The 20,988-nt window shown below is 63.9% G+C and carries 21 protein-coding genes and 2 tRNA genes; 12 read left to right on the top strand and 11 right to left on the bottom strand.

All coding sequences use genetic code 11. The annotated features are described in order from the left end of the window. Positions 1–6: 6 nt before the first annotated feature. Complete coding sequence (locus SVXhr_RS04220) at positions 7–198, top strand: 30S ribosomal protein S17e (RefSeq protein WP_275739739.1); 192 nt, start codon at positions 7–9, stop codon at positions 196–198. Positions 199–395: 197 nt separating this feature from the next. On the opposite strand, the gene SVXhr_RS04215 is transcribed toward SVXhr_RS04220, so the two are convergent. Next, positions 396–911, bottom strand: coding sequence for a hypothetical protein (locus SVXhr_RS04215; RefSeq protein ID WP_275739737.1), 516 nt, complete (start codon positions 909–911; stop codon positions 396–398). A 279-nt stretch (positions 912–1,190) separates the two neighbouring features. Next, a complete protein-coding gene (locus SVXhr_RS04210) occupies positions 1,191–2,375 on the bottom strand; it encodes a hypothetical protein (RefSeq protein WP_275739736.1) in 1,185 nt (394 codons plus the stop codon). Between the two features lie 126 nt (positions 2,376–2,501). Here SVXhr_RS04210 and asd point away from each other — a divergent pair, with 126 nt between their 5' ends. From asd to SVXhr_RS04195, 3 genes are all read left to right on the top strand, one after another. Further along, complete coding sequence (gene asd, locus SVXhr_RS04205; protein WP_275739734.1) at positions 2,502–3,539, top strand: aspartate-semialdehyde dehydrogenase; 1,038 nt, start codon at positions 2,502–2,504, stop codon at positions 3,537–3,539. A 67-nt stretch (positions 3,540–3,606) separates the two neighbouring features. Then, a complete protein-coding gene (locus SVXhr_RS04200; RefSeq protein ID WP_275739732.1) occupies positions 3,607–3,993 on the top strand; it encodes a hypothetical protein in 387 nt (128 codons plus the stop codon). 68 nt (positions 3,994–4,061) lie between these two features. Next, a complete protein-coding gene (locus SVXhr_RS04195) occupies positions 4,062–4,463 on the top strand; it encodes a hypothetical protein (protein WP_275739730.1) in 402 nt (133 codons plus the stop codon). Between the two features lie 17 nt (positions 4,464–4,480). On the opposite strand, the gene SVXhr_RS04190 is transcribed toward SVXhr_RS04195, so the two are convergent. After that, positions 4,481–5,446 (bottom strand): D-2-hydroxyacid dehydrogenase, encoded by a 966-nt coding sequence (locus SVXhr_RS04190; RefSeq protein WP_275739727.1) that lies wholly within the window; start codon positions 5,444–5,446, stop codon positions 4,481–4,483. 225 nt (positions 5,447–5,671) lie between these two features. Between SVXhr_RS04190 and SVXhr_RS04185 the strand changes: the two genes are divergently transcribed. The 4 genes from SVXhr_RS04185 (at position 5,672) to SVXhr_RS04170 (ending at position 8,369) form a co-directional block, all read left to right on the top strand. Then, positions 5,672–6,274 (top strand): response regulator, encoded by a 603-nt coding sequence (locus SVXhr_RS04185; protein WP_275739726.1) that lies wholly within the window; start codon positions 5,672–5,674, stop codon positions 6,272–6,274. Positions 6,275–6,335: 61 nt separating this feature from the next. Further along, positions 6,336–7,700, top strand: coding sequence for an NAD(P)/FAD-dependent oxidoreductase (locus SVXhr_RS04180; RefSeq protein WP_275739724.1), 1,365 nt, complete (start codon positions 6,336–6,338; stop codon positions 7,698–7,700). 101 nt (positions 7,701–7,801) lie between these two features. Continuing rightward, positions 7,802–8,284, top strand: coding sequence for a GNAT family N-acetyltransferase (locus tag SVXhr_RS04175; protein WP_345799501.1), 483 nt, complete (start codon positions 7,802–7,804; stop codon positions 8,282–8,284). Between the two features lie 11 nt (positions 8,285–8,295). Beyond that, positions 8,296–8,369: transfer RNA gene (locus SVXhr_RS04170), tRNA-Thr, on the top strand. Positions 8,370–8,408: 39 nt separating this feature from the next. On the opposite strand, the gene SVXhr_RS04165 is transcribed toward SVXhr_RS04170, so the two are convergent. Further along, positions 8,409–9,047 carry an NAD(P)H-binding protein gene (locus SVXhr_RS04165; RefSeq protein ID WP_345799507.1) on the bottom strand — a complete coding sequence of 213 codons (639 nt, stop codon included), beginning with the start codon at positions 9,045–9,047 and terminating at the stop codon, positions 8,409–8,411. 128 nt (positions 9,048–9,175) lie between these two features. Between SVXhr_RS04165 and SVXhr_RS04160 the strand changes: the two genes are divergently transcribed. After that, positions 9,176–9,589 carry a dCTP deaminase gene (locus SVXhr_RS04160; protein ID WP_275739720.1) on the top strand — a complete coding sequence of 138 codons (414 nt, stop codon included), beginning with the start codon at positions 9,176–9,178 and terminating at the stop codon, positions 9,587–9,589. A 51-nt stretch (positions 9,590–9,640) separates the two neighbouring features. Here the strand turns inward: SVXhr_RS04160 and eif1A are convergent, their stop codons facing one another. Then, complete coding sequence (eif1A, locus tag SVXhr_RS04155; RefSeq protein ID WP_275739718.1) at positions 9,641–9,925, bottom strand: translation initiation factor eIF-1A; 285 nt, start codon at positions 9,923–9,925, stop codon at positions 9,641–9,643. 132 nt (positions 9,926–10,057) lie between these two features. On the opposite strand from eif1A, the gene SVXhr_RS04150 reads away from it, so the two are divergent. Next, positions 10,058–11,059 carry a glycosyltransferase family 4 protein gene (locus tag SVXhr_RS04150; protein ID WP_275739716.1) on the top strand — a complete coding sequence of 334 codons (1,002 nt, stop codon included), beginning with the start codon at positions 10,058–10,060 and terminating at the stop codon, positions 11,057–11,059. Between the two features lie 100 nt (positions 11,060–11,159). Then, positions 11,160–11,774, top strand: a complete 615-nt coding sequence (locus SVXhr_RS04145) for a translation initiation factor IF-2 subunit beta (RefSeq protein WP_275739714.1) — start codon at positions 11,160–11,162, stop codon at positions 11,772–11,774. A gap of 80 nt (positions 11,775–11,854) precedes the next feature. Here SVXhr_RS04145 and SVXhr_RS04140 read toward each other — a convergent pair whose 3' ends face one another. The 6 genes from SVXhr_RS04140 to SVXhr_RS04115 are packed head-to-tail and all read right to left on the bottom strand — an operon-like array spanning position 11,855 to position 20,213. Beyond that, on the bottom strand, positions 11,855–12,283 hold the full coding sequence (locus SVXhr_RS04140; RefSeq protein ID WP_275739712.1) for a NusA-like transcription termination signal-binding factor: 429 nt from the start codon (positions 12,281–12,283) through the stop codon (positions 11,855–11,857). A 3-nt stretch (positions 12,284–12,286) separates the two neighbouring features. Then, the gene (rpoA2, locus tag SVXhr_RS04135; protein WP_345799500.1) at positions 12,287–13,537 is read right to left on the bottom strand and encodes a DNA-directed RNA polymerase subunit A''; all 1,251 of its coding nucleotides are present in this window, start codon (positions 13,535–13,537) and stop codon (positions 12,287–12,289) included. A 10-nt stretch (positions 13,538–13,547) separates the two neighbouring features. Continuing rightward, positions 13,548–16,589, bottom strand: coding sequence for a DNA-directed RNA polymerase subunit A' (locus tag SVXhr_RS04130; RefSeq protein ID WP_275739711.1), 3,042 nt, complete (start codon positions 16,587–16,589; stop codon positions 13,548–13,550). Position 16,590: 1 nt separating this feature from the next. Next, complete coding sequence (gene rpoB, locus SVXhr_RS04125; protein WP_275739709.1) at positions 16,591–18,417, bottom strand: DNA-directed RNA polymerase subunit B; 1,827 nt, start codon at positions 18,415–18,417, stop codon at positions 16,591–16,593. Between the two features lies 1 nt (position 18,418). Beyond that, on the bottom strand, positions 18,419–19,984 hold the full coding sequence (locus tag SVXhr_RS04120; protein WP_275739707.1) for a DNA-directed RNA polymerase subunit B'': 1,566 nt from the start codon (positions 19,982–19,984) through the stop codon (positions 18,419–18,421). Position 19,985: 1 nt separating this feature from the next. Then, complete coding sequence (locus SVXhr_RS04115; protein ID WP_275739705.1) at positions 19,986–20,213, bottom strand: DNA-directed RNA polymerase subunit H; 228 nt, start codon at positions 20,211–20,213, stop codon at positions 19,986–19,988. Positions 20,214–20,492: 279 nt separating this feature from the next. Between SVXhr_RS04115 and SVXhr_RS04110 the strand changes: the two genes are divergently transcribed. Continuing rightward, positions 20,493–20,565: transfer RNA gene (locus tag SVXhr_RS04110), tRNA-Asp, on the top strand. Positions 20,566–20,988 lie beyond the last annotated feature (423 nt).

Below are 20,988 nucleotides of genomic sequence, written 5' to 3'. Positions count from 1 at the left end.
GCGTACATGGCTATCAAACCCGCCTACGTCAAAAAGACCGGGACGATCCTGCTGGAGCGGTATCCGCGGGCGTTCTCGGCGGACTTCGAGCACAACAAGGACCTCGTCGAGGAGCTCACCAACATCGAATCGAAGGGCGTGCGCAACCGGATCGCCGGCTACGTCACCCACAAGCAGGGTTCGGCCGTCGAAGCCTGATCATCTTCTCGGACGATACTGCCGCTCGCCCAGCAGGACTTGTGGCCTATTCGAGAGTCTTGGACAGATTCATCACTGTTGTGGATCCGTCCCGTCGTGGGAGTTCGACGTCACTTCCGAGGAAGAGACAGCGGATGATCGTGTGATCCAGTCAGCAATACAGGGGCGCGGATGGCGGCCGGTCGACGACCCCGGGGTTAGGGGAGACTCCGAATCGTCCCATTTGGGACGACTTCCCACGGTTCGGTGCCGGTTCTCTCAATGACGTACAGCGTCGCGTTTGGTGGTGCGCTGTTGAACGTGTCGCCGGGGAGACCCACACCGGCGTCCAGGTCATCCGACTCCGCAGACTGGAGCGCTTCGCCGACTGTCAAGCTCACATTGTGCACCCAGTCGACAGTGCCATTGCCGACGGCAAGCAGCCCGAATTCGACCTCACCGCTATAGGGGACTGGATCTTCGACGGCGAAGATGTACTTTGGGGACACGGACGGATGGGGATATACGGTCGTATTCAGCACATCGGTACTTGCCTCGTAGACCGCTGTTGGTGGCGTGCCATTGGCTGCTTGCTCCGGTGGGTATGGACCAGGTGACGGAGTGGCGTTCGCATCGAGAAACGGGGACCCGGGGAGTGCTAACAGCCCCAGAAGCATCGCGAACCCCAGGACGGCTGCCGCGCCGAGAACTGTTCGCAACCGATTGCGATCCATGCCCAGGGTATCGACGCGGTGGTAAAAATTGGTTGCGATCGTGCCGACGGCCACCAGTTGACCAGGCTAGCATTTGAAAGACCAGTAAAGCGTCGGGGGACCCGTCTGTACGTACGACCGTTGCGTTCGATGGGTCGCGACGCAGCCACAGTGGTACCGCGCACAAGCCCACGCCTGTCAGGGTGGTGAGGGCGTACAAAGGTGTGACAACTACTGACCGGCTACTTCAGCGGCGGGTCGCTGACCTCGCCACGACTCATCACGTTCCAGAAAAGCTAGTCAGAGAATTGCGGTGACAATGTACTGACCAAGCCGTGAATCGACGAGAAGAAGATACACACCGAACACGAGTGTGGGCGTCCACGCGGATCGCGTTCGTTCGTAGCCGATCGCCGCGGCAGCCGGGACAGCCGCGAGGGTGACTATCGGTAAAGCGCCGACAGCCGGATAGCCCCGAACGAGAGTTGTGATTACAGCCGCGATCGAGACCACTGCGACAGCGGCGATTCCCGACTGCAACGGAGTCACCCTCTCCACCCGCGACTGGACGATCCCCACACCGCGTGCGAACAGCCACGCGGCCATGACACCGACGACCACCGCTGCGATCGCTCTGCCGAGCGATTGAGCGAACGACACCGACGACATCGCCCGCTGTCCCGGGACAGTGAGCGAGGAGATTTTGGCCCTGGCCCAGGCGCGGACGGGCAAGAGTACTGTCACCGCCGCCACAGCCTGAGCAGGTCCCGTTACCCCAGCCAATCGCCCCTGGATCGCAGCGTTATAGAGGAGTGCGTACCCTACACCGCCGAGCACACCGGTGACGACGACGCTTCGAAGTATCTCGATCGGGCCGATCCGTGGCTCGAAAAACCACGCGAACCCCATGTCTCGGCCAGTCCCCACACCGAACAGGACGCCACCCCCTGCGATGACCGCGACAAGGACGACGCCAAGGACGGTCGGCAGTGCGTCAGAGCTCGGAAGCGCCCTTTGGACGGTCACGTCGCGATACTGTATATATCCGACCGCGAGGCCGCCCATTGTAGCGGGGCCGGCAAGATCGACGGCGATCGGTGTGACCAACTGCTGTATCGGGTCGATCGCGAGGTACGCGATGACGAATGCGGCCGCGCCGATCGTCCCGGCGATCGTGACCAGATCGGAGCCGGCGATCCGGTCGGGCCGATCAGTCCAGTCACGGATCAGCACGTAGCTGACACCGACCACGAGCATGACGAGAACGGTGTAGACGACCGCCAGGAGGATGTGTCCGGTGAACGCGCCTCCTGGACCGATGATGGGATCGTTGGTCGGGGGGACATGCATAAGCTGGTTGAGTACTCTTCGCAACACCGTGCCCACAACGACGACGGCAGCCAGCAGGACTGCCACACCACCGTATTCGATGAGCGAGGAGCGGGCCGAAAGCACGCGTGATCGTTGGAGGGGACGATCAGTCATACGGAGACCAATCACGGGAACGTGCAAATAGATTTATGTTCGGGCCGATGGATGTGGCTGGCCGGTGGCAACCGGCCCACCGGCGATCCAAACAGTTTTGACTCGTCCTCGCCCAATCCTCCAGTCATGCCAGTAACCGTCGGAATTCTGGGTGCGACAGGGGCTGTGGGTCAGCGACTCGTCCAGCTACTCGACCCGCATCCGGACTTCGAGATCGCCGCACTGACCGCGAGTGAAAACAGTGCCGGCACGTCGTATCGCGAGGCTGCCAAATGGCGCATCGACACACCGATCCCCGATCACATCGGCGAGATGACCGTCCGGGCGACCGAGCCCGCGGCCGTTCCCGACGACATCGATCTGCTGTTCTCGTCGTTACCCTCCGCAGTGGGCGAGGCCGTCGAACCCGACTTCGCCGAGGCGGGCTACGTCGTCTCCTCGAACTCCTCGAACTTCCGGACGGACCCGGACGTCCCACTCACCATCCCCGAGGTCAATCCCGAGCACGTCGGACTCCTCGACGTCCAGCGCGAGCAGCGCGGCTGGGACGGCGCGCTCCTGAAGAACCCCAACTGCTCGACGATCACGATGGTCCCGCCGCTGGCCGCTCTGAACGAGGCCTTCGGCGTCGAGCGCGTCGACGTCTCGACGCTGCAGGCCGTCTCCGGGGCCGGTTACTCGGGGGTCACCTCGATGGAGATCATCGACAACGCCATCCCGCACATCGGCGGCGAGGAAACGAAGATGGAAACCGAATCACGGAAGCTCCTCGGCGAGTTCGACGGCAGCGAGGTGGAGTGGTTGGATGCTGACGTCGCTGCTTCGTGCAACCGGATCCCGACCCTCGACGGCCATCTGGAGAACGTCTGGGCGGACCTGGACGAGGATGTCAGCGTCGAAGAAGCCGCCGAAGCGATGGCGGCGTACCCCTCCGCGGACCTCCACAGTTCGCCCGATCCGCTGATCAAGGTCTTTGACGAACCCGACCGACCCCAGCCCCGACTCGACCGCAACCGCGAGGACGGGATGCAGATCAGCGTCGGCGGGATCCAGGAAACCGAGACCGGAATCCAGTTCAATACCCTCGCGCACAACACCCTCCGCGGCGCGGCCGGCGCGAGCATCCTCAACGGCGAGTTGCTCGTCGAGAAAGGCTACGTCTGAGACAGCGGACGACGGGAACGGAAATCCACGGGGGAAGACACTTCACCCGTCCCCGCACATGCTGGGCATGGTCTCCCGTGAAACGCTCGTTCACCTCGGTTCTGTCCTGGCGGCGTTGTCGCTACTCGTCGTCTCAGGATGGCTGTTCCCGGCACTCGACGGTTCGCTGCTCGTCTTCGTGTATCTGTGCTACCACGCATTGATCTTCGGGGGTGCCCACGCATATTTTGCCTGGCGTGGCGAGGCTGGTACCGTGCCGATACCCTCACGCTGGCGATTCCTGTGGGCACTCGCCGCGTGGCTCGTCCTCGGGGTCGTCGGTGCGCTGGGGCCTGACTGGACTGTCCAAGGCGTTCCGACTGATGCAGTGATGGCCGGCCTGGGTGTCGTCGTCCTCCTCGGCTACTGGCTCCTGGAAGCACAGGACGGCTACCGAAGCAGTCGGCCCACCTGACACGCGAGATGGCTCGGACGGCGACACCGGACCACAACGCCTTCGTAGACACCGCCCGCAGGTGGACTATGGCCGATCGTCAACGCGTCCGGTTTGTCATCGGGGCGATTGCAACCGCCGGGTTGGTCGCGGTCTCGCTGTTCACCGATCTGGACGATCCCGTCGTGTTGGGTGCCGTCGTCCTCGCGTATTTCGGCGCGATTTACGGCGGGACGAGCCTGTATCTGTGGTTTCGCGAGGAACAGTCCGTCCGGATCACGGGACGGGTGCGGTTCCTGGGTGCACTCCTCGTGCTCCTCGGGCTTGGTCTGCTCAACCGGTTCGGCCCGAACGGGCAGATCGCTGGGGCCGACGTCGACGCTGTCCTGGCCTGGTTCGGACTCGCCGTCCTCGTCGTCTTCGGCGCATTGGCCGTCCGTGATCACTACGTGGACGGCCGACGCACCGAGTTGCGTAGAGAGCGACCCTAGCCGAATGACGACGCCCCTCAGGCGACCCTGTTTTCGAGGTCGTCGTGATCGCCGCCAGCGAGGATTGTCTCGACGTTCGGCGCGACGATGTCGGCCAGCCGCTCGTAGTATTCGGGCGTATGACCGGAGACGTGGGGCGTGATGAGCACGTTCTCGAAGTCCCACAGCGGGTGGTCGTTCGGCAGTGGTTCGGGGTCAGTCACGTCCAGGGCTGCGCCCCGGAGGTGGTTCTGACGGAGTGCGGCGAGGAGTGCGTCCGTGTCCACGATCGGTCCCCGGGCGACGTTGACGAGTACCGCCGAGGGCGGCAGGGTCTGGAGTTCGTCACGGCCGATGAGTCCGCGCGTCTCCTCGGTCAGCGGACTGGCGACAGCGACGTACTCAGCGTCGACGAGGGCCTCGTGGATCTCGTCGAGTCCGTAGACCTCATCGGTCGGCCCCCCTTTTTCCGGACTGTAGCGCACGCCAACCGTCGTCACGTCGAAACCGGACAGTCGTTCGACGATGGTTCGTCCGATCGCGCCCATCCCGACGATGGCGACCCGACTCCCGGAGAGCTCCGAGGACTGGAAATGCCGCCACTCGTGGCGTTGCTGTTGGCGACGGGCGCGTGTGAAATTCCTGGCGAAGTGAAGGAACGCGCCGACGACGTGCTCGGCGATGTTCGGACCGTGAACACCGGCGGCGTTGGTGACGGCAATGTCCCGCTCGGCAAGCGTCTCCAGGGGCAAATGCTCGTAGCCGGCGTACATACAGGCGAATAGTTCCAGCGCCTCGGCCCGGTCGAGTAGCGCCTCGCGAAAGTGCCCACCCGAGACGACTGGCGCGTCGGTGACGGCCGCCCGCTCCTCGGCCGGCGTCCGGGCCGCTCGAACAGTGACGTCGTCGGAGAGGCGCTGGCGAAGCGCCTCGGCGTATGCGACGCCCGGAATCCCGTGGGGTTTCTCACGTAACACGAAAACGTCGGGATCCTCACTGCGCACGCTGTCCCCTCCGTTGACTGCCAGTGCCAGCGTCAGCCATGCTCCATCACAGGGTCCCAGCGCCCAAAAGAGTCGTGGCCGGCAACGCTGATCGGGTGTGTGAGCAGTTCCGTGCACATTCCCGGAAGATACGGCCAAGCGCGCGCTATCGGGGGATTAAACAGTCATGAACGGTCCGAACGAACGGCAGTATATACAATCGTACCCACGAGAGAGAAGCGTGAAATGGATGCCCCAGTGTCGGTTCTGGTCGTCGAGGACGATCCGGATTTGCGGTGTCTCCACCGCCTCTGGCTTGCCGAAGACTACGACGTCACCGCGGTCGCCGACGGCGAGTCCGCACTCGAAGCGGCTGTCGAGACCGTCGACGTCGTCCTGCTGGATCGGGACCTCCCGGGGATGGACGGTGACGGTGTCGCTCGGCGACTCAACGCCGACGGGTTTCAGGGGTTGATCGCCATGGTGACCGGCCGGGAACCCGATCCATCCATCGCGACACTGCCGATCGACGAGTACGTCACGAAACCGGTCGAGGCGGCCGAGCTCCGGGCCGTCGTCGATCGGTTGGCCGCTCGACAGCAGGTTCCCCCAGCGGTCCGGACGCTGTTCGGATCGGTCACACGACGCGCTCGCCTGGAATCGTCGCTTGGCTGCCGGCCAGCCGACAGCGACGCGTTCGCGGAACTCACCCGACGGATAGACGACCAGTGGGCGACTGTCAGACGGGACACGTCGCGGGCACAGCTGGCCTCGATGGCGGCGGACTGTCTGCCGCCGGTCCTCAGCGGTGACCGCCCACTCGAGGTCGCGCCACCGGTCGAGCAATGAGAGAGCGGCCACGGCGAACCCAGGACAAGACCTTTAAGAGGCACCGGATCACGGTTGCGGTATGGAGCGGACAGACGTGGCAGTCGTGGGCGGTGGCCCGGGCGGTGCAGCAGCGGCTCGACAGGCGGCAGCGGCTGGGGCCGACGTCACGCTCTTCGAGAAGGGCGTCCCACGGGCTGACAGAGACGGGCTTGGACCTGACTCGACAGACGCCGCAGGTATTCTCGACTACTGGGTCGACATCATGGACGAAGACCCCTCGGAGATCCCCGAGGACGTCATCCTCAGCGAGCTCGACGGGGCAACCTTCCATGGACCCACTGAATCGTTGACAATCACTGAGACCGGGCTTGATGGATCCTACGACAGCTTTGGGTTTACAGTGCACCGAGCCCGGTTCGATGACTGGCTTCGACAACGAGCCGAGGATGCGGGAGCCGACTATCGCGTCGGGACCAGTGTGACCGATGTCGAAACCGATCTCTCGGGATCCGCGCCGACGCACACGCTGTCGCTGGCCGGCGGCGATGCGATCGAGGCCGATGCGCTGGTGCTCGCGGACGGTCCCCAGCGGACCGTGACCCTCGACGCTCTGGATCAGTTCCTCCCGGACGACGAACACGCGGGGAAGTATCTCTCTCCGGATCGAGCAAATCACATCGCCTATCAGGAACACCGACGCATGCCCGAGGAGTTGTTCACCCCGGACCACATCGAGTTCTGGTGGGGCGTCATGCCCGGCCACACGGCCTATCCCTGGATCTTCCCGAACGACGACAACGTCGCCAGGATCGGCCTGACGATGCCCATCGGGATGGACATCGACGACGTTGCCGACCGGGAGTCCTACGCGTTGCTCGACCCGGACGACGAGAGCATTCCGCCGGGACGCGTCTACATCCGTCGACTCCTCGAAACGGAGTTCCCCGACTACGACCTCGAGGACTTCCCGATCGTCGAAGACCGTGGCAAACAATCCGGCACCGAAGCCTACCCGATCTCCTCGACACGGCCGGTAGAGTCGCCGACCGGAGCGAACATCGCGGTCGTCGGCGGGGCGATGGGCGGCACCTCCGCGTTCCACGAAGGTGGCGATCACGTCGCCATTCGGACGGGGAAGATCGCCGGTGACCTCGCTGCTAGCGATGCTCTCGGTCGGTACAACGCTGCCTGGAAAGACGCGCTCGGTCCCGAAATGCGCCGGAACGTCACGTTCGCCGAACTGGTTCGTGGTATGCAGCCGGCGGACTGGGACCGGAACTTCCGGACGATTCGACGGATGCTCGAAAGCGGGGGGTCACGCAAGCGACAGGCGATCGCGGCGGGGACCAACGGGATCGGCGTCTATCTCCGGTACCGACGCAAGCGGTGGGCGTATCGCGGTGATCGATACGTCCAGCTTCCGGAGTCGAAATACACAGTTTGAGGCGAAATCAGTTCCTCCGATCGCCACCAAGACGTCGATGGACAAGTCCCCGCGGCGTTCAGACGCAACATCCATACTTCACGGGGGGCACTGTAGGAGATGTGCGCATCGAAACGCCGTCGATGAGTGCTGTCGACGCGCTCACAGATCGCTGGGTGGAACTCGCCGAGGGCCAGCGGACCTACGGTTCCCACCTCGCCGCAGACTCGAACAGAGCCGGAGTTCGCGAGTCGATCAGTCGCCACGTCGTAACCGGCCGCATCCGGGTCGCCCGCGCGGACGACCGTATCGTCGGCTTCGTGATGTTCACGATCGAGTCGGACACGCTCGAACGGACAGTCACACGCGGCCTCGTCGAGAACCTCTACGTCGTCTCCGACCGGCGGGGTGAGAGCATCGGGACGCAACTTCTCGAAGTGGCCGAAGCGACACTGCGTGAGGAAGGCGCAACTGTCGTCGTGCTCGATGTCCTGGCCGACAACGAGGCTGCTCGGGAATTCTACCGATCCCATGGGTACGAACCACATCGCGTGACCGTCGAGAAGTCGATCGAAAGCGATACGCACTCAAAGGGGCAGGAATAACTACCGACTGCGCCAGGGGAGCTTGGGTGGTTCAAGCACTCGACTTGTAATCGAGAATGCGTGGGTTCAAATCCCACCCCTGGCTTACTTTTCTATTCGCCAGTACTGCGTCCCAGTCGGCCGCTCAATACCCGGTCCCAAGGTAGGTGTGGACAGCGTCCCCGGATTCGAGTTCGTCGACGAACGCGATCGCGAAGTCCGCCATCGAGATGTAGCTGTCGCCGTCCTCGTCGGCGACGAGTTCACCCTCGGCGGTGCGGTACTCGCCGGTCCGCTCGCCGGGTTCGATCAGGGCGGCGGGCGCGACGTACGTCCACGCGAGATCCTGGGTCTCCGCGAGTCGGTCGTAGGCGTCGATCGCTGCCCGGGCAACGGGTTCCCATTCCTCGGGGAACTCCTCGGTCTCGACGAGGCGGGTCTCCGGGCCGACATGCAGCCCACCAGCGCCACCCGTCCAGACGAGTCGCTCGACTGAGGCGCGTTCCATCCCGTCTATGACGGCGTCCATCATGTCGACGAGCACGTCCGGTGGCGTGTCCTCGTCGGGACCGAGCGCGGACGCGACGGCGTCGTGGCCGGTCGCGAGTTTCGCAACGTCGTCGGGATCGGTCGCGTCGCCCGCGACGGCGACGAACGACGGGTCGTCGATTCCTCCCGTGTCGCCGCTCCGGGAGACGCCCGTGACGGCGTGGCCGCGGTCGAGCAGTTCCGTCGCGATTCGTTGTCCGATCCGCCCGCTTGCGCCGAGAAGTAAGACGTCCATGATGTAGGAGACATATACTTCAGGGAGTGCCATAGCGTTTCTGCCTCGGTGAATTGCTTTCCGGTTCCCGGGAAGGCACTTCGCCGACGGTCGATGCTTTTTGTTTCTACCGACACTACCCCCCAGACATGAGCAACCTCGTCGACGCGGTCGACGGCATCGTCCACGAACCGACGCAAGTGCATGAGGACGGGGGCGTCGATCTCACAGTGACGGAAATCTACACCGTCGACGCCCCGGGACGAGTCGACTTCGGCGGTGGCGAACTACAACCGGCGGACCTGGACCCTCATCCCCGAGTTTGGCGCAACGAGGACGACGACTACCAGTGGTGGCATCTCGACGCGGGAACCTACCTGATCGAGTACAACGAATCCCTCTCGGGCACGGCACTGCTCCAGCCACGGATCGGGATCGTCGAACGTGGGGCGAGCCATCCGACGCTCCAGGTTGCGGAACTGCCGCGCGTACCGCTCACAGTCGGCGGGGCCGGACTCCGACTCAAGGAGAACGCGCGAGTCTCGACGCTGCTGCCCCGGTGAAGAAGTAGAAGAAAACCCTACCGTCGTCCCGCCCTCACGCCGACGAGCGGGTCACTCGATGTGGCCTTCGCGTCGCAGCTGGTCGGCGTCCTGGTTGTCGTAGCGCCATTCGATGGTCGCCTTCTCGTCCTGCCAGTCCCACGGCTCGGCGATGACGACGTCGTCCTCTTCGATCCAGACGCGGTACTTCATGCGGCCGGGGATCCGACCCATGCGAGTCTCGCCGTCCGCACACCGCAACCGGACGTGGTTCCCGCCGAGGTGTTCGGTCACGACCGCGAACACTTCGTTGCTATCGGGCATGCGGAGGTTCCGTCGCCCTGATTCTTCACTCATACCGTCCCTAGGGACGGGGCACGATTAAGTGATCCGCGATTCCCGGTATCGTGTGACATGCGGCGGGGCTAGCGATAACGGTCAATCGATTCCGGAAACTACTGGACGATCGGACGTGAGAACCCGGTACGTGTGTTGATCAGCCACTACTTCGAGTGGGCGGACGTCATTACCGGCGGCCACGCCCAGTCGGTCCAAAACCAGCGGAAGATGCTCGACGCCCGCGACGTCGAGTACACGACCGAACCCGTCCTGGACGCCGACATCCTCCACCTCAACAACATGGGGCCGCGATCGATCTACTACGCGAAGCGGGCCCAGCGCGCGGATGTCCCGGTCGTGGTTCATGCCCACCAGACAGCCGAGGACTTCCGGGAGAGTTTCGCCTTCTCGAACGCGCTTGCCCGACCGATGCGCCCCTATCTCGAGTACGCCTACTCACTGGCAGATCACCTGATCTGTCCCTCCGAGCACAACCGGGACGTGATCGAGACCTACACCGACACGCCGACGACGGTCCTCTCGAACGGCTTCGACCCCGACCGACTGACCGGTTTCGAATCGCTTCGCGAAGAATACCTGAATCGGTACGACCTCGACCCGCCGGTCGTCTTTACCGTCGGCCACGTCATCCCACGGAAGGGATTGGAAGCGTTCGTCGAGACGGCCCGCGCCATGCCGGATCTCGACTTCGCGTGGTTCGGCTATCTGAACCCGACCGGCGGCGGGCCCGTGGATCGACTCCTTCGGTCCAGCGAGACGACGCGGCTCGTCGAGAACGCCCCCGAGAACTGCACCTTTACCGGCTACGTCGAGGACATCCGCGGCGGGTTTGCGGCCGGCGACATCTTCTTTTTCCCGACCAAAAACGAAAACGAAGGGATGGCGCTACTGGAGGCGATGGCGTGTGGCCGCCCGCCGGTCGTCCGGGACATCCCCACCTTCGAGTGGCTCGAGGACGGCGAGGACTGCCTGAAAGCGTCCGAAGATTTCACCGACCCGCTCGACCGGCTGCGGGATCCGGAACTGCGCGAGCGACTTGGCCAACGCGCCGCCGAGCGGAGCGAGGCCTTCACACTCGACACCATCGGTGATGATCTCGTCGACCTCTATCGGCAGGTTCTGTCGAGCTGAATTCTATTGACAACTTCGGCGGCGAACAACAAGCCGGGAGCGTGTTGGGGTGTATCACGACTCACAGAGTTGGCTTACGTCTGGAAAACGTATTGTGGGTATGAACTACGATCAGGCACTCGATCGCGCCTACGATTCGCTTCCTGAGCGGCCTGCAGACGGTGACGAGCGGCTGTCCGTTCCGGATCCCGAGGCCCAGACTGACGGGGCGTTCACTCGCCTCACGAACCTCCGGGACATCGCCGATGCCCTCTCTCGGGAGGCCGAACACCTCCATCGCTCGATCCAGCGCGATCTCGGGACCAGCGGCCAGTTCGACGAGAACCGCGCCCGATACAACGGGTCGTTCGACGCCGGTGACTTCGACGCCGCAATCGACCGATACGTCACGGAGTTCGTCACGTGTTCGGAATGTGGACTCCCGGACACGGTCCTGACGACCGAAGACGGTATCGAAATGCTCCGATGCCAGGCCTGTGGAGCCTTCCGGCCGGTCGAGACTGGGACCACGTCAAGCAGCGCACAGCGAGACCGCCCCACGGTCGAGGAAGGCAAAACCTACGAGGTCGAGATCGTTGGCACCGGCCGAAAGGGAGACGGTGTCGCCGAGAAGGGCAACTACACTATTTTCGTCCCCGGCGCACAGGAGGGCGACGTCGTTTCGGCCTATATCGAATCGATCAACGGCCATCTGGCCTTCGCACAGCTGGCGTAGGCCATTCGTCTCGAAAGTGATTCAAACCACCACCGTAGTGGCAACGCTTTCAGATACGTCCTACCATGCAATCCAGCCCGTCACGCAAGCTGGATGTCGTCGATCTCGAAGTGACGGCCGGCAAGTCGGCGGGCGAGTTCGATCGTCCGCCCCTCTGTGCCGATCGCTGCGCCGGTGTCCGCCTCGTCGACATCGGCGAAAGCGACGCGTTTCTCGTCGCGCTCCTCGATCGTGACGTCGTAGACCGCGGCCGGCGCGAGTGCGTTGGCGACGAACCCTTCCGGAGTGGGCGCGTCCTCGACGAGCGTAACGTCGCGGCCGAGACGGTCTTCGATCCGGGCGACTGTCTCGCCGTCCCGACCGATCGCCTTCCCGACTTCCCCGGCCTTGACGACGAAGGCGATCCGGCCGTGCTCGTCGTCGATGAGACAGTCCCGGATAGTCACGTCGGCGATCTCCTCGGCGACGACGATCGCCCGGCGCTCGTCGTCCGACAGCGAGATGGTCACGGGTCAGTCGGCCGCGCCGCCGCCGGTGTGACTGCCCATCCGGAGGTTGACGTCGCCGGTGCCGAGTTTGATCGGCTTGCCGACGATGACGTTCTCCGTGACGCCGTTCAGCGCGTCGATCTCGCCGTGGATGGCGGCGTCCAGCAGGTGTGAGACGGTGACCTCGAAGGCCGCTCGCGCGAGCACGGAGTCCTTGCTGCCGGAGATGCCGTGGCGACCGATCGACTCGATGACCCCGTTGTTGGTCATGATGTCGGCGACCAGCATCAGGTGACGGACGTTCACGTCGTCCAGCCCCTGTTCCTCGAGGGTGTTCATCGTCTCCTCGATGATCGACTCGCGGGCGGCCTCGACGCCGAGGTTGCTGTAGATCTCGTGGATGTTGTTACACGTCGTCCGGGAGGCGTCGACCCCCTCGATCCCGAGGACGTCGCCGAAGGCCGACCCCTCGGTGTAAAGGACGAACTCCTCGTCGTTCTCGTGGTCCTCGTCCATCTCCTCCTTGCGGATGACGACCCGGGAGACTTCCTCGATCCCTTTGAAGACGATCTCGCGTAACTCCTCGACCAGCTGGAGGAGATCCCGGTAGGACGGTTCCTCGGGGCCGAACTGGATGACCGTCTCCTTGCGCTGGGTTTCGACGCCCAGCTGGGACTCGATCGTGGCCGCGATCTCCTCGGCGACGCTCTCGACGCTGTCGGCCGTCGGCCAGCGCTCCTCGAGCGTGTCGGGGTTGAGATCGACCTGAACGAGCATGTCCGCGACGTTCGTCGAGACGTCGCCCAGCGCGAGGATGCGCGTCGCCTCGATCTTCCAGACGACCTCGTGGGCGCGCTCGCGTTCGGTGGCGTACTCGCCGTCCAGATGGACGGTCATCATCGGCGTGTCGGGCTCCTTGCGGGCGTCGACCAGCTCGATGAGCCGCGGTAGCCCCTGGGTGACGTCGATCTCGGCGACACCCGCGTAGTGGAAGGTGTTCATCGTCATCTGGGTGCCGGGTTCCCCGATCGACTGGGCCGAAACCGTCCCGACGGGGTCGAGCGGATCGACGCGCGTGTCGAGATAGCGGGACTCGACGGCCTTGGCGATGTCGTCGGCCTGCTCGACCGTGACGCCGTCGCGGTCCTCGATGGCCTCGTAGACGCGAGTTTTCAGCCGGCGCGGCAGGTCCGTGTCCTCGACGACGGCCGCGATGTCCGTGTCGACGGCCGCATAGCGGTTCATCGGATCGTATTCGGTTGGCGTGTCTGTCATGGTAACCACCTCAGTCTCCGGCCTCCGCGTGCCACCACTCGTCCGCGTGTTCCGAGAGGTTGGTCGGACTCGCCTCGCGCTCGAGGAACGTCGCCTTCTCGCTTTCATCGTCGAACTCGGCCTCGACGATCCGCTCGGTGATCGCCTCGACGTCGATGTCGAAGTCCTCGTTGGAGGAAACATCCACGGGCGAGGTGCCGTCCTCGCCGAACTCGAACTGGACGACGGTGTCGCTTGTGTCCCGGACGGTGCCGTCGTACTGAGTTTCCAGTTCGGAGAGGGCGTTGATCAGCCGACGCTGGAGGTACCCGGACTTGGAGGTCCGGACTGCCGTGTCGACCAGGCCCTCGCGGCCACCCATCGCGTGGAAGAAGAACTCCTTCGGGCCGAGGCCCTCACGATAGGAGTGCTCGACGAAGCCGTGTGCTTCTGCCGAGAGGTCGTTCTCTTCGAAGTGCGAGAGGGTGCGGTCCTCGTAGCCACGGTTGATCCGCTCGCCGCGGACTGCCTGCTGGCCGACACACCCGGCCATCTGGGTCAGGTTCAGCATCGACCCACGCGCCCCGGAGTCGGCCATCACCACTGCCGGGTTGTCCTCGGCGAAGTGGTCCTCGGCGATGTCACCCGCGCTGTCACGGGCCTGGCCGAGCGTCTGCATGATCTTCATCTCCAGAGTCTCGTCGACCGTCCGGCCCGGGAGCGATTCGAGATCGCCCTGTTCGTAGGTCTCGATGAGTTCCTGGACGCGGTCGTAGGCGCTGCCGATTGCCTCCTCGACCTGTTCCTGGGCTGCCGGCGGGATCGACTCGTCGTCGATCCCGATCGAGAACCCGAAGTGCATGATCGTCCGGACCGCGAGCGTCGAGACCTCGTTGATGAAGATCCGCGCCCGCGTCTTGTCGTAGACCTTCGCGATCGTGTCGACGATCTCGCCGCCGAAGGCCCCGACTGCGCTGTCGTCGATCGTCCCTTCGAGCAACTGGCCGTCCTCGATGACGACGTCGTCGCCGGCCTCGCTCGTAAATTCGAGGTCGAGGTCGTCCGGCAACAGTTCCGAGAAGATCGACCGACCCGTCCAGTAGGCCCGGCCGTCTTCCTCTCCATCAGGTTTCGGCAGTTCGTCGACGTTCGTCGCCCGCAGGAGGTCCAGGGCCTGGGTCTCGTTGAAGTGGGGGTTCTGGTGGGTCAGCAGGTACACCGACGTGATGTGGTCCTGGATCGCCCCGATGATGTTCTCGCCGAAGCGCGGCGAGAGCATCTGTTCCTGGACGCGCATGAGGACGCGGGCCTCGGCACGGGCCTCCTCGTTCTGGAGGGCGTGCATGTTCATCTCGTCGCCGTCGAAGTCGGCGTTGTACGGCGGACAGACGACGGTGTTCAGCCGGAACGTCTTGTAGGGCATCACCACGACCTCGTGGGCCATGATGGACATCCGGTGGAGACTCGGCTGGCGGTTGAAGATCACGATGTCGCCGTCGAGCAGGTGGCGAGCCACTTCCCAGCCCGGCTCGACCTTCTCGGCGAGCTCCTCGCAGTTCTTCTCCGTCACCTTCAATCGTCGGCCGTCAGGCCGTCGGACGTAGTTCGCGCCCGGATGGGCCTCCGGTCCGTTGGAGACGTACTGGCGCGCCTCCGCGAGGTTGCGCTCGTTGACGTTCATCGTCTGGGTCATCTCGCTGGCGACCCGGTCTGGCACGCCGACCTCGTTCAGGCTAAGGGTCGGGTCCGGCGAGATGACAGTCCGGGCCGAGAAGTTCACCCGTTTCCCGGAGAGGCTCCCACGGAAGCGCCCCTCCTTGCCCTTCAGGCGCTGGCTGAGGGTTTTCAGCGGTCGGCCCGAACGGTGTCGGGCCGGCGGCGTCCCGCTGATCTCGTTGTCCATGAAGGTGGTGACGTGGTACTGCAGCAGTTCCCAGAGGTCCTCGATGATGAGCTGGGGCGCGCCGGCCTCGCGGTTCTCCATGAACCGCTGGTTGATCCGGATGATGTCCACCAGCTTGTGGGTGAGGTCGTCCTCTGAGCGCTGGCCGTTGTCCAGCGTGATCGAGGGACGGGCCGTCACCGGCGGCACCGGCAAAACGGTGAGGATCATCCACTCCGGCCGCGAGGTCTCGGGGTTGACCCCGATCGCCTCGAGGTCGTCGTCCGGGATCTCCTCGAACCAGTCCCGGATGTCACTCGGCATCAGCTTGTCCATGTCCTCCTCTAAGAGGTACGACGACGGACTCTCGATGTCGAGTTCGTCGCCGAGATGCTCCTCGAGGTCGTTGAACCGGTGGAGCGCGCTGCCGATCTCCTGGAGCGCGGGGATGTCGTTGCGGTCCGGCCGGTAGGTGTCCGAGAGGAGTTCCCGGATCCGACCGGCGTCGAACGCGCCGTCGGTCGCCTCTTCGAGTTCGTCCGGCGTGACGGGTTCGCCTTCCGGCGGGTCCATCGCCATGCTGAGGCGTTCGGCGAGTTCGGCGTGGGGGACCTCGATGATCTCGTAGTACGTCGTCGGTTTCTCGTGTTTGACGTCGAACTGCTTTTCCCCACAGTGGGGACACCGGCTGGCCGAGCGGGCCTGCCGGATCGCGGACTTGAGGACGTCCGAAGGGTCGTTCGAGAGTTCTCGCGCCCGCCGGAGCTCCTCCTTGAATTCGCGTTTCTTGTCCTCGGCAGCGGCCGAAGCTGCTTCGAGATCGACGTTGCCGTCGCCATCAGTGTACTTCGAGCCGTCGACGGCCGTCAGCCGGGAGCATTCCCGACAGGTTCCGCGCAGCAATCGGCGAATGAGCTTCGAGAAGCCGACGTGGATGACGGGAGCGGCGAGTTCGATATGGCCGAAGTGGCCGTTACACGATCCCGAGTGTTTGCCACAGGTCTTACACTCCAGGCCGGGGTCGATCACGCCGAGTCGCGGGTCCATCAGCCCCATGTCGATGGGGAAGCCGTCGTCGTCGTAGGTGTCGGCCGTGATGACCTTCGTGGCACTCATATCGCGGTACTCCTCGGGGTTCATCAGCCCGAAGCTGAGACGCCCGATCGACTTGGGTGATTGTCCTGTGCTCATGTTAGACTGCGTCCTCCAGTTCGATCCGCGGAGCAATACCCAGGGCCTTCATCTCGTCTAAGAGGAGTTTGAAGGCGTAACTCATCTCGACCTCGTGGACGTCTGTCTCCTCGTCGCAGTTGGGGCAATACACCCGCCGTTGATCGACGTTCTCGACGGCGGTCATGCCACACTGCCCACAGACGTGGATCCACTCCTGGTCTGACTCGTCGAGCAAGCGCTCCTTGAGCGTGAGTGCGGCCCCGTGCCCGATGAAGACGTCACGTTCCATCTCCCCGATCCGGAGACCACCCTCACGGGCGCGCCCCTCGGTCGGCTGGCGGGTCAGCACCTGGACCGGCCCACGCGAGCGGGCGTGGATCTTGTTCGAGACCATGTGATAGAGCTTCTGATAGAAGATGTTCCCGACGAAGATCTCGGCCTCGATCTTCTCGCCCGTGATGCCCGAGTACATGACCTCCTTGCCCGAGGAGTCAAAGCCGTGGTCCTCCAGAGAGTCCCGGAGGTCCTCCTCGTCCTCGCCCGTGAAGGCCGTGCCATCGACGCGTCGGCCCTCGAGTGCACCGACCTTCCCGCCGATCATTTCGAGGATGTGGCCGACGGTCATCCGCGAGGGCAAGGCGTGGGGATTGATGATGAGGTCCGGGACGACACCTTGCTCGGTGAACGGCATGTCCTGCTGGGGAGCGATGTGACCGACGATCCCCTTCTGGCCGTGCCGTGAGGCGAACTTGTCTCCCAGTTCCGGGATCCGCTCGTCGCGGACCTTGACCTTCGAGAGTTTCGAGCCGTCCTCACCCTCCATCAGGGTGACTGTGTCGACGACCCCGCTCTCGCCGGATCGCATCGTGACGCTGGTCTCGCGGCGCTTCTGGGGGGAGAGCCCACCCATGTCGTCCGGTTCTTCGAGGAACCGGGGCGGCGAAGTCTTCCCGAGCAGGACGGCGTTCTCGCCGACCTTCGTCTCGGGGTTGACCAGGCCGTCCTCGTCGAGGTGGGTGTAGGCGTCCTCACCACGAGCACCCCGAACCTCGTCGTCCGGGATCTCGAAGCGATCCTCCTGGCCGCCGGGGTAGCGGCGTTCCTCGCCCTCGTAGGTCCGGAAGAAGTGCGAGCGGGCGAGCGCACGCTCGACCGACCCCTTGTTCATGACGAGGGCGTCCTCGATGTTGAACCCCTCGTAGGACATGACCGCGACCGTGAAGTTCTGTGCCGCGGGGCGGTCGTCGTAACCGATCTGTTCGGTGGTCTGGGTCTTGACCATCGAGAGCTGGGGGTAATGCAGCAGGTGCTGGCGCGTGTCCGGGCGTACCCGGTAGTTCGCGCTCGGGAGCCCCAGACTCTGCTTGATCATCCCCGAACCCATGGTAATCCGCGGGCTGGCGTTGTGCTCGGGGTAGGGGATCATCCCTGCACCGATCCCGAAGATGAGCTGCGGGTCGACTTCGAGATGGGTGTGTTTCTCGGTGAGTTCGTCCGTATCGACGGCGACGAGGATGTCCTCTTCCTCCTCGGCGTCGATGAACTCGACGAACCCGCGTTCGACAAGCTCCTCGAAGGTGAGTTCGCCGTTCTCGATCGCGGCGTACTCCTCCTCGGAGATCAGCGGTTCGCCGTCCTCGACGACCAGCAACGGGCGACGTGCCCGGCCGGCGTCGGCGTTGATGATGACTTCGCCGGTGCGCGGTTTCACCGAGACGTTGACCATCTCGCTGATCTCGCCGCGGCGGCGGGCTCTCCGTACCTGATCGGCGAGCTGGTTCGGTTCGGGATGGGTCCCGACGAGACTTCCGTTGACGTAGACTTTGGCGTCGCGTCCCTGACTCATGTTAATCGTCCGCGGGCTGTTGTGCGGCTGTCTCGATGGCGGGGATGCCCTCGACCCCCATCTCAGCGAGCGTCTGTTTGAGTTCCCGTTCGTCCTCGACGTGCTGGGAGAGTTCCATCGCCTGCGCGAAGTTCTTCACCAGCCCACAGTTGGGCCCCTCCGGCGTCTCGGAGGGACAGATCCGGCCCCACTGCGTGGCGTGGAGGTCACGCGCTTCGAAGTGTGGCTGTGACCGACTCAGCGGCGAGCGCAGCCGACGAAGGTGGGAAAGCACACCCATGAAGTCGGTCCGATCGACCAGCTGGCTCACGCCGGAGCGCCCGCCGACCCAGTTCCCGGTCGCAATCGGGTGTTCGAGCCGTTCGGTCAGCACGTCCGACCGGACGACCGTCGAGACGGACAGTTGGCGGTTGCGCATGTTGGCGCGTTCGAGCTGGTATTTCACGTCGCGTGCCAGCTTGTTCAGCGCCGTCCGGAAGAGGTCCCGCATGAGGTCCCCGGAGACTTTCAGACGCTTGTTGGCGTAGTGGTCCTTGTCGTCTGACTCCCGGCGGTCGAGTGCGAGTTCGAAACACGCCTCGGCCATCCGACAGAGGTAGTAGGCCTTGTTGATCCGGACTTCCTCCTCGTCGACGCCCTCCTCGTGGAGGTGTGGCAGGAGGTACCGGTCGATAACGTAGTTCGCCCGCTTGAGCTGGTAGTTTTTGCCCTGTCCGGAGGCGACGCGCTGACCCAGCGTCTCGATGGCTTCCTCCTGGGTCTGGACTTCGGCAGCCTCCAGGTTTTCGAGCATGAACTTCACGATCTCGGGATCGTCACTGACCTGGTGGACGATCTCCTCGTCGCTCTCTAAGCCGAGTGCTCGCACGAGCGTGACGAAGTTGACCGAGCCCGAAACGCTCGGGAACGAGACTTCGAGCAGCCCGTCACGCGTCCGCTCGGTCAACACGAGGGCACGGTAGCCACGGCGCTGAGAGAACGTTTTGGCGACCTGCACCTCGTCGCCGTACTTCGTGTCGTATTCGGCGAGGATCTTGTTCGGCGCAAGGTCCTCACTGGTCATCAACACGCGCTCGGAGCCGTTGACGATGAAGTACCCACCGGGGTCGGCGGGATCCTCGCCGATGTCGATGAGTTCCTCGTCGGAGAAGCCGGCGATGTTACACTTCTGTGAGCCGACCATGATCGGCATCCGGCCGACCTTGGTCTCGGTCTGGTCGACTACCCGCTCTTCCTCTTCCTCGCCGCCCTTGACGATCGCCATTTCCATGAAGACGGGCGCGGCGTAGGTGATGTTCCGGAGGCGGGCTTCCTGGGGGTACAGCAGCTCCTCGCTGCCGTCGGCCTCCCGGACTCGCGGGGTGACGATCCGGACGTCGCCCAACTCGACCCAGACCGGTTCCTCGCCCTCCTTGTCGCCGATGTCGGTTTCGATGGTGGCTTTCTCGTCGACGACTTCCTGCATGCCCCGGTCGAGGAACGCGTTGAACGACCGGAAGTGGTGTTCGGCGAGTCGATCCCTCGAGAAGTACTCCCGTGATATGGTGCGTCGGTTTTCCGTGTCCATGTTATTCCACGACGAGTCGATAAACGACCGCAGTGTCGGTTGTTCGTGAATCCCGGGCGATCTCGATGACGTCCCCGACTTCCGCCTCCGACGGCAGGGCCGGATCCGCGCGCTTGATCTTCGGGAGATCTGTCCGTTTGATGTCGTATTCCCCAAGCACGTCCTCGAGTTCGCCGTCGTCGAGGATGGTGTGCTCCGGGACGAGTTCATGTTGGCTTACATCTACCATGTGTGGTGTGGCTGTATCGACTGGAGAAGGCTGTTCGAGATACTACAGGCGGCTACTACTGGGAGGCATTTAACGCTTGTCAAAAAGCCCGGCAACAGCTATCGACGTGCGGGCGACCAGTACCCGTGTGTTGGGTAACCATGGATAAATGTGTTCTGGTCGGTGCCAAACGGAATTGAGACCGCAGATCACGACAGATCGCCCCACGGCATCCGTCCGCAGTCCGGATCTGTTTGGAAAGTCTTAATAATGGCACCCCGATACGGAGTAGTGTAGCAGGCCCGGATGGTGTAGTGGCCCATCATACGACCCTGTCACGGTCGTGACGCGGGTTCAAATCCCGCTCCGGGCGTATTTTTGCCGAACTCAATTTACGAGCGAGGCGTCTCGCCGCCGAGCGACCCGAGTTCGGCAAATACCTCAGAAGGGATTTGAACCCTGCCAGTCGCGCGCAACGGAGTGAGCACGTCTGGCTTCGGTTCACAATCCCGCTCCGGGCGCTTCTGCAAATTCGAAACGACGAGCAGCGCGTTTCATCGCGCCGCGTCCCGAATTTGCTGTGCGGTCGCGAGGGATTTGAACACGAACAGTCGCAGCCCCGGAACGCCGAACGAAGTGAGGCCGCACGCCCGGAACGTCTGTGAACGGGTTCAAATCCCGGAAGACGCGGAGCGTCTTCCGACCTTCGCGGCGACGATGTCGCCGTTCAGTCCCGCTCCGGGCGTCTTTTTGCCAAGCTCAATCCGCGAGCAAGGCGTCTCGTCGCTGAACGACC

Source organism: Halorhabdus sp. SVX81 (assembly GCF_029207715.1).
Taxonomy (GTDB): domain Archaea; phylum Halobacteriota; class Halobacteria; order Halobacteriales; family Haloarculaceae; genus Halorhabdus.
The sequence above is the reverse complement of the archived record's forward strand: the minus strand, read 5'-3'. Positions and strand labels throughout refer to the sequence as shown.

Excerpts from the sequence above, each read along its gene's own strand:
- SVXhr_RS04220 (WP_275739739.1), top strand. The coding sequence starts at position 7 with ATGGCTATCAAACCCGCCTACGTCAAAAAGACCGGGACGATCCTGCTG.
- SVXhr_RS04215 (WP_275739737.1), bottom strand. The coding sequence starts at position 911 with ATGGATCGCAATCGGTTGCGAACAGTTCTCGGCGCGGCAGCCGTCCTG.
- SVXhr_RS04210 (WP_275739736.1), bottom strand. The coding sequence starts at position 2,375 with ATGACTGATCGTCCCCTCCAACGATCACGCGTGCTTTCGGCCCGCTCC.
- asd (WP_275739734.1), top strand. The coding sequence starts at position 2,502 with ATGCCAGTAACCGTCGGAATTCTGGGTGCGACAGGGGCTGTGGGTCAG.
- SVXhr_RS04200 (WP_275739732.1), top strand. The coding sequence starts at position 3,607 with ATGGTCTCCCGTGAAACGCTCGTTCACCTCGGTTCTGTCCTGGCGGCG.
- SVXhr_RS04195 (WP_275739730.1), top strand. The coding sequence starts at position 4,062 with ATGGCCGATCGTCAACGCGTCCGGTTTGTCATCGGGGCGATTGCAACC.
- SVXhr_RS04185 (WP_275739726.1), top strand. The coding sequence starts at position 5,672 with ATGGATGCCCCAGTGTCGGTTCTGGTCGTCGAGGACGATCCGGATTTG.
- SVXhr_RS04180 (WP_275739724.1), top strand. The coding sequence starts at position 6,336 with ATGGAGCGGACAGACGTGGCAGTCGTGGGCGGTGGCCCGGGCGGTGCA.
- SVXhr_RS04165 (WP_345799507.1), bottom strand. The coding sequence starts at position 9,047 with ATGGACGTCTTACTTCTCGGCGCAAGCGGGCGGATCGGACAACGAATC.
- SVXhr_RS04160 (WP_275739720.1), top strand. The coding sequence starts at position 9,176 with ATGAGCAACCTCGTCGACGCGGTCGACGGCATCGTCCACGAACCGACG.
- eif1A (WP_275739718.1), bottom strand. The coding sequence starts at position 9,925 with ATGAGTGAAGAATCAGGGCGACGGAACCTCCGCATGCCCGATAGCAAC.
- SVXhr_RS04145 (WP_275739714.1), top strand. The coding sequence starts at position 11,160 with ATGAACTACGATCAGGCACTCGATCGCGCCTACGATTCGCTTCCTGAG.
- rpoA2 (WP_345799500.1), bottom strand. The coding sequence starts at position 13,537 with ATGACAGACACGCCAACCGAATACGATCCGATGAACCGCTATGCGGCC.
- SVXhr_RS04130 (WP_275739711.1), bottom strand. The coding sequence starts at position 16,589 with ATGAGCACAGGACAATCACCCAAGTCGATCGGGCGTCTCAGCTTCGGG.
- rpoB (WP_275739709.1), bottom strand. The coding sequence starts at position 18,417 with ATGAGTCAGGGACGCGACGCCAAAGTCTACGTCAACGGAAGTCTCGTC.
- SVXhr_RS04120 (WP_275739707.1), bottom strand. The coding sequence starts at position 19,984 with ATGGACACGGAAAACCGACGCACCATATCACGGGAGTACTTCTCGAGG.
- SVXhr_RS04115 (WP_275739705.1), bottom strand. The coding sequence starts at position 20,213 with ATGGTAGATGTAAGCCAACATGAACTCGTCCCGGAGCACACCATCCTC.